Origin of the sequence: Mesorhizobium alhagi CCNWXJ12-2, assembly GCF_000236565.1 — a bacterium.
In the GTDB taxonomy this organism is placed as follows: domain Bacteria; phylum Pseudomonadota; class Alphaproteobacteria; order Rhizobiales; family Rhizobiaceae; genus Allomesorhizobium; species Allomesorhizobium alhagi.
Genome location: NZ_AHAM01000331.1, coordinates 1 through 5,513, shown reverse-complemented (window position 1 = coordinate 5,513; position 5,513 = coordinate 1). Strand labels below are relative to the sequence as shown.

At 65.3% G+C, this 5,513-nt stretch carries 4 protein-coding genes; 3 read left to right on the top strand and 1 reads right to left on the bottom strand.

Features of this window, described 5'->3' with window-relative positions:
- The coding region (locus MAXJ12_RS33215) for a DeoR/GlpR family DNA-binding transcription regulator (RefSeq protein WP_008840629.1) at positions 1–530 on the bottom strand (530 nt) is incomplete at its 3' end.
- Between the two features lie 475 nt (positions 531–1,005).
- Here MAXJ12_RS33215 and MAXJ12_RS33210 point away from each other — a divergent pair.
- The 3 genes from MAXJ12_RS33210 to MAXJ12_RS33200 form a co-directional block, all read left to right on the top strand.
- A complete protein-coding gene (locus tag MAXJ12_RS33210; RefSeq protein ID WP_008840628.1) occupies positions 1,006–1,890 on the top strand; it encodes a phosphotransferase family protein in 885 nt (294 codons plus the stop codon).
- 2 nt (positions 1,891–1,892) lie between these two features.
- Complete coding sequence (locus MAXJ12_RS33205) at positions 1,893–4,346, top strand: GcvT family protein (protein WP_008840627.1); 2,454 nt, start codon at positions 1,893–1,895, stop codon at positions 4,344–4,346.
- Between the two features lie 236 nt (positions 4,347–4,582).
- Positions 4,583–5,513: SH3 domain-containing protein (locus MAXJ12_RS33200; protein ID WP_008840626.1), on the top strand; the 931-nt coding region annotated here is incomplete at its 3' end.

Here is a 5,513-nt window from a genome sequence, read left to right as displayed (position 1 = left end):
GCGCCCCCCCCCCCCGCCGTGACGACGGCGTGGTTGACGCTGAAGCGGCTGACGAATTCTATGGCCGAGGCGCCGAAGGCGGCGCCGGAATCGCTGCGCAGTTCGCCGCCGGCCATATAGACCTTGTTGCCGTTGACGGTGGCCAGGGTGCGGGCGATGTCGGACGAATTGGTCACCACGGTCAGCCGCCGGTGGCCGAGCAGTTCGCGGGCTAGGAAGCTGGTCGTGGTGCCGGTGTCGAGCATAACGGATTCGCCGTCGCGGATGGTGGCGGCGATATGCTTGGCGATGGCGCGCTTGGCGTCAGCGTTCTCGCGCATGCGCCGCTCGAACGGCGCTTCGCCGGCAAGCGAGGGCAGGCCGATCGCGCCGTGCATCTTCAGCACCGAGCCGTCATTGGTGAGCGGCTTGACGTCGCGGCGCACCGTCTCCAGCGAGACGTCGAGCCTGGCGGCGAGATCGGCGATGCTGATCGTGCCTTCCTCGCGCACGAGCCGCAGGATTTCGCCATGCCGTTTCGAATGGTTCATTGCTTCGGGATCCCGCCGGAATATCGCAATCGATGACCGGTTCTAGGGAAGCCGGGCGTTCAATGCAAACAAGGGCTGGACAAAGCGGTCAAAAAGACAGGAATAACCACAGCATTGCGTTGACAAGGGGCAACCGGGTGCAGAAATTGCCGCGCGTGACCGGTCTTGCACACAGACTTTGCCCCACCCCTAACCTTTCCCTTCAAGGGCAGGGCTATCCCATATGGATGAAGTACGGCGCTGGCGACCCCTCCCCCTTGAGGGGCGGGATAGAGGGTGGGGGTAGAAACCACACCGATCGCCTCCGAACCACCCGCATTTTTGCAGCAAATCGGATAGGAAAGCTGTCTTCATACCCCCACCCTCTATCCCTCCCCTCAAGGGGGAGGGGGTCGCCAGCGCCTCATTCCAATTACATGCGATTGCCCTGTAGGGGTGGGGGTAACCCGCATCAGCGAGCCGGGCGGAGCTTCGCGTGACAACCTCCGAACACCGTATCCGCGCCCTGCCCCTGTGGAAAGGCGGCGTCGCGATCGAGCCGCTGCGCGGCGGCATCAGCAATGAGAGCTATCTGGTGACTGACGGCGCCGGCCGGCATGTCGTGCGTTTCGGCAGGGATTTTCCGTTCCACCACGTTTCGCGCGAGCGCGAAATCATGACCGCGCGCGCCGCGCACGCCGCCGGCTTCGCGCCCGAGGTGCAATATGCCGAGCCGGGCGTAATGGTGACCGCCTTCATCGGCGCGAAAACCTACGGGGCGGAGGACGTGCGGGCGAACCGCGAGCGCATCGCACTGCTGCTCCGGCGCTTCCACACCGAGATGCCGCGGCATATCTCGGGCGCGGGCTTCATGTTCTGGGTCTTCCACGTCATCCGCGACTACGCCCGCACGCTGGAGGCCGGCGGCAGCCGTATGGCGGCGGAACTTCCCGGCTACCTGGCGCTCGCCGAGGAACTGGAGCAGGCCCAGACGGCGCTGCCGGTGATCTTCGGCCACAACGATCTGCTGCCCGCCAACATACTCGACGACGGCTCGCGGCTCTGGCTGATCGACTTCGAATATGCCGGCTTCTCCACCGCCATGTTCGACCTCGCCGGAGCGGCCTCGAACGCCGGCATGACGGGACAGGAATCGGAAGAGTTCCTTGCCGCGTATTTCGGCAGCCAGCCCTCGACCGAACTGCTTCGCTCGCATGCGGCGATGCAATGCGCGTCGCTGCTGCGCGAGGCGATGTGGAGCATGGTCTCGGAACTGCACCTCGCCGCGCCCGGCGTCGACTATGTCGCCTATACGGCTGAAAACCTGACGCGCCTCGCTGAGGCGCTCGAACGCTACCGCCTCGCATACGGAAAATCCTGATCATGACCCTGCCAAGCCACGCCCGGATCGTCGTCATCGGCGGCGGCATCATCGGCTGCTCGACGGCCTACCACCTGGCGCGCGACCACAGGGCAGACGTGGTGCTTCTGGAGCAGGGCAAGCTTACCTCCGGCTCGACATGGCACGCGGCGGGCCTAGTCGGGCAATTGCGTTCGTCGGCCTCGATCACGCGGGTGCTGAAATATTCGGTCGAGCTCTACAAGGGGCTGGAAGCCGAAACCGGGCTCGCCACCGGCTGGAAGATGACCGGATGCCTCAGGCTCGCCACCAACCAGGACCGCTGGACCGAATACAAGCGGCTGGCGACGACGGCGAAAAGCTTCGGCATGGACATGCAGCTTCTGTCGCCGGCGGAGGTGAAGGCGATGTGGCCGCTGATGGAGGTAGGCGATCTCGTCGGCGCAAGCTGGCTGCCCACCGACGGCCAGGCGAGCCCGTCCGACATCACGCAGTCGCTGGCCAAAGGCGCTCGCATGCATGGCGCGAAGCTCTTCGAGGACGTCCGCGTGACCGGCTTCGAGATGAAGGACGGCCGCATCCTGAAGGTCAACACGGACCAAGGCGACATTGCCTGCGAGAAGGTGGTGAATTGCGCCGGGCAATGGGCTCGGCAGGTGGGAGCGATGGCCGGCATCAACGTGCCGCTGCAGCCGCTCAAGCACCAGTATATCATCACCGAAAAGATCGCCGGACTGGCGGCCGACGCGCCGACGATCCGCGACCCGGACCGGCGCACCTATTTCAAGGAAGAGGTGGGCGGGCTGGTGATGGGCGGCTATGAGCCCAACCCGCAGGCGTGGTCGACCGGGCTTCCCGGCGGGGACGTTCCCGGCGACTGGCAGTTCCGTCTGTTCGACGACGACTGGGACCATTTCGAACAGCATATGACCCAGGCGATCGCACGCATCCCGGCACTGGAGACGGCCGGCGTCAAGCAGATGATCAACGGCCCGGAGAGCTTTACGCCGGACGGCAACTTCATCCTCGGCGTCGCCCCGGAATGCGAGAACATGTTCGTAGGCGCCGGCTTCAACGCCTTCGGCATCGCGTCCGGTGGCGGCGCCGGCTGGGTGCTGGCGCAGTGGGCGATGGACGGCGAAGCGCCGCTCGACCTGTGGGTGGTCGACATCCGCCGTTTTTCCGGCCTGCATCGCGATCGCCAATGGGTCTCGGACCGCACGCTGGAAGCCTATGGCAAGCACTACACGATCGGCTTCCCGCATGAGGAATATGAGAGCGGCCGGCCGCGCATCGTCTCGCCGCTCTATGAGCGCCTGAAGGCGCATCGCGCGGTGTTCGGCTCGAAGCTCGGATGGGAGCGGCCGAACTGGTTCGCGCCGGAGGGAGCGGACTCGCGTGATGTCTATTCGATGGGCCGCCAGAACTGGTTCGAGCCCGTCGGCGAGGAGCACCGGCATGTACGCGAGGCGGTCGGCATCTTCGACCAGTCCTCCTTCGCCAAATACGAGATGAAGGGAGCCGATGCGGCGCAGGCGCTGGACTGGATCTGCGCCAACGATGTGGCCAAGCCGGCGGGGCGGCTCACTTATACGCAGTTGCTGAACAGCCGCGCGGGCATCGAGGCGGATCTGACCGTAGCGCGGCTCGCCGAGGACAAATTCTACATCGTCACCGGCACCGGTTTCCGCATGCACGATCTCGCGTGGACTCGCGACCACATTCCGGCCGGGCTCGATGTAAAGCTTGCAGACGTGACCGAGGAATTCGGGACGCTGTCGCTAATGGGGCCGCGCGCGCGGGACGTGCTGGCTGCGGTCACCGATGCCGACGTCTCCAACGCCGCGTTCCCGTTCGGCCATGTCCGCGAGATCGTCATCGCCGGGCATAGGGTGCGAGCGCTTCGTGTCACCTATGTCGGTGAACTCGGCTGGGAACTGCATGTGCCGATTGCCGCTACAGGCGAGATTTTCGACGCTCTGATGGCGGCGGGCAAGCGACACGGCATCCGCCCCGTAGGCTACCGCGCGCTGGAATCGCTGCGGCTGGAAAAAGGCTATCGCGCCTGGGGCTCCGACATCACGCCCAACGACACGCCCTTCGAGGCCGGGCTGGGCTGGGCTGTGAAACTGCGCAAAAATACGGATTTCGTCGGCCGAAAGGCGCTCCAGGCGTTGCAGGGCGAGACGCCGAAAAAGCGCCTGGCATGCTTCACGGTCGACGACCCCGAAATCGTGCTTCTCGGGCGCGAAACGATCCTGCGGAACGGCGAAGCCGTGGGATATCTGACCAGCGGCGGCTACGGCTACACGGTCGGCAGGAACATCGGCTACGGCTATGTCCGCAACGCCGACGGCGTCAGCGACGAGTTCCTGACGGCGGGTGAATACGAGCTGGTGGTGGCAATGGAGCGGACGAAAGCGACGCTGTACATGCAGCCGCTTTACGACCCGGAGGGAGCGAAGGTGCGGGCGTAAGCAAAGCGAGCATCGACGCCAGCACTGGCACGTAGATTCGACGCGGCCCGAAAAACCCTTTATGAACCGTAAATTACGGGCTTAGCAACGCCACAATTGTGCGTGATGATAACGTCCGGCGTGCTTGCGGCGATGCTAGCCGGTCTATTTTTTGAATTTTTTGCGTTGAGGGAAAGGGACCAACCAGACACTTCAAGGTGCATTGGCACTGGCCTGGTTCAGCGTGGAGTAGAAGAGTGATAAAGCCTGTCCGCATCGCCGCGACAGAACAGGTGCGCGGCTCAAATTCAAATCGGGGGCGCCGCCCGGCGGTCGCCTTCGCCGGCGCAGTCGCGCTGCTTGCCGCTGGAGGCGCAGCCGCGACCTTCCTGATAGGCGGGGACCAGACCCGGGCCGCGGCAACCGATGCGCCGCAAGTCGCCCTTGCCGCCGCCGCGCAGCAATTGCCGGTCAGGACGGTGAAGACGATACCGATCAAGGCCGATCCGACGCCGAACACGACGAAGACCGCGCCAAGACCAACAGTTTCCCAGAAACCTGCCAGCGCCGCGGTCGACGCCTCCGACGCCGAGGCGCTGCCGCCGGAAGATCCACGCTGGGCGCGCCAGAGCCCAGAGGCCCGGCCAGGTGCAAACGCGCTGGCCGATCTCGAAACGCCTGCCGGTGCAATCGTGGCGCGCGCGCTTGCCGGGCAGGAAGAACCTTCCGATCCGATGGAGACGGCGGCGATCTTCCGCAACGAGGAACGGGCGCTCGAACAAGCGCCTCCGGCCGCGCCCGAACTCGCGATTCCCGCGCCGGAAATGCCCCTCACCGAAGAAAAGCCCGCGGCCGAGAAACGGCCGGCGCCGCAGCGAACCGTGCGCGTCAACGACGGCGTCAATTTGCGCGCAAGGCCGGCAAGCGGATCGAAGGTGCTCAGGGTCATTCCGGAGAGAGCGTCCGTCGGCCTGGTCGGATGCGAGACCTGGTGCGAGGTGGTCTACGACGGCACGCGCGGCTTCGTCTACAAGAGCTTCGTCGGTGGAAAGCGCGCCGCTTCGCGGAAAAAACCCGCCGAGGAAAAGGCGACAGCGAATGCCGGCGAACTGCCGGGCGTGAGCATCGGGGCTACCGAAAAGGCTGCGCCCGCTGCAACAGCCGCGACCCCGGCCGCAGCCGCAGCCG

Coding starts and splice junctions, on each gene's coding strand:
- MAXJ12_RS33205 (WP_008840627.1), top strand. CDS start 1,893: ATGACCCTGCCAAGCCACGCCCGGATCGTCGTCATCGGCGGCGGCATC.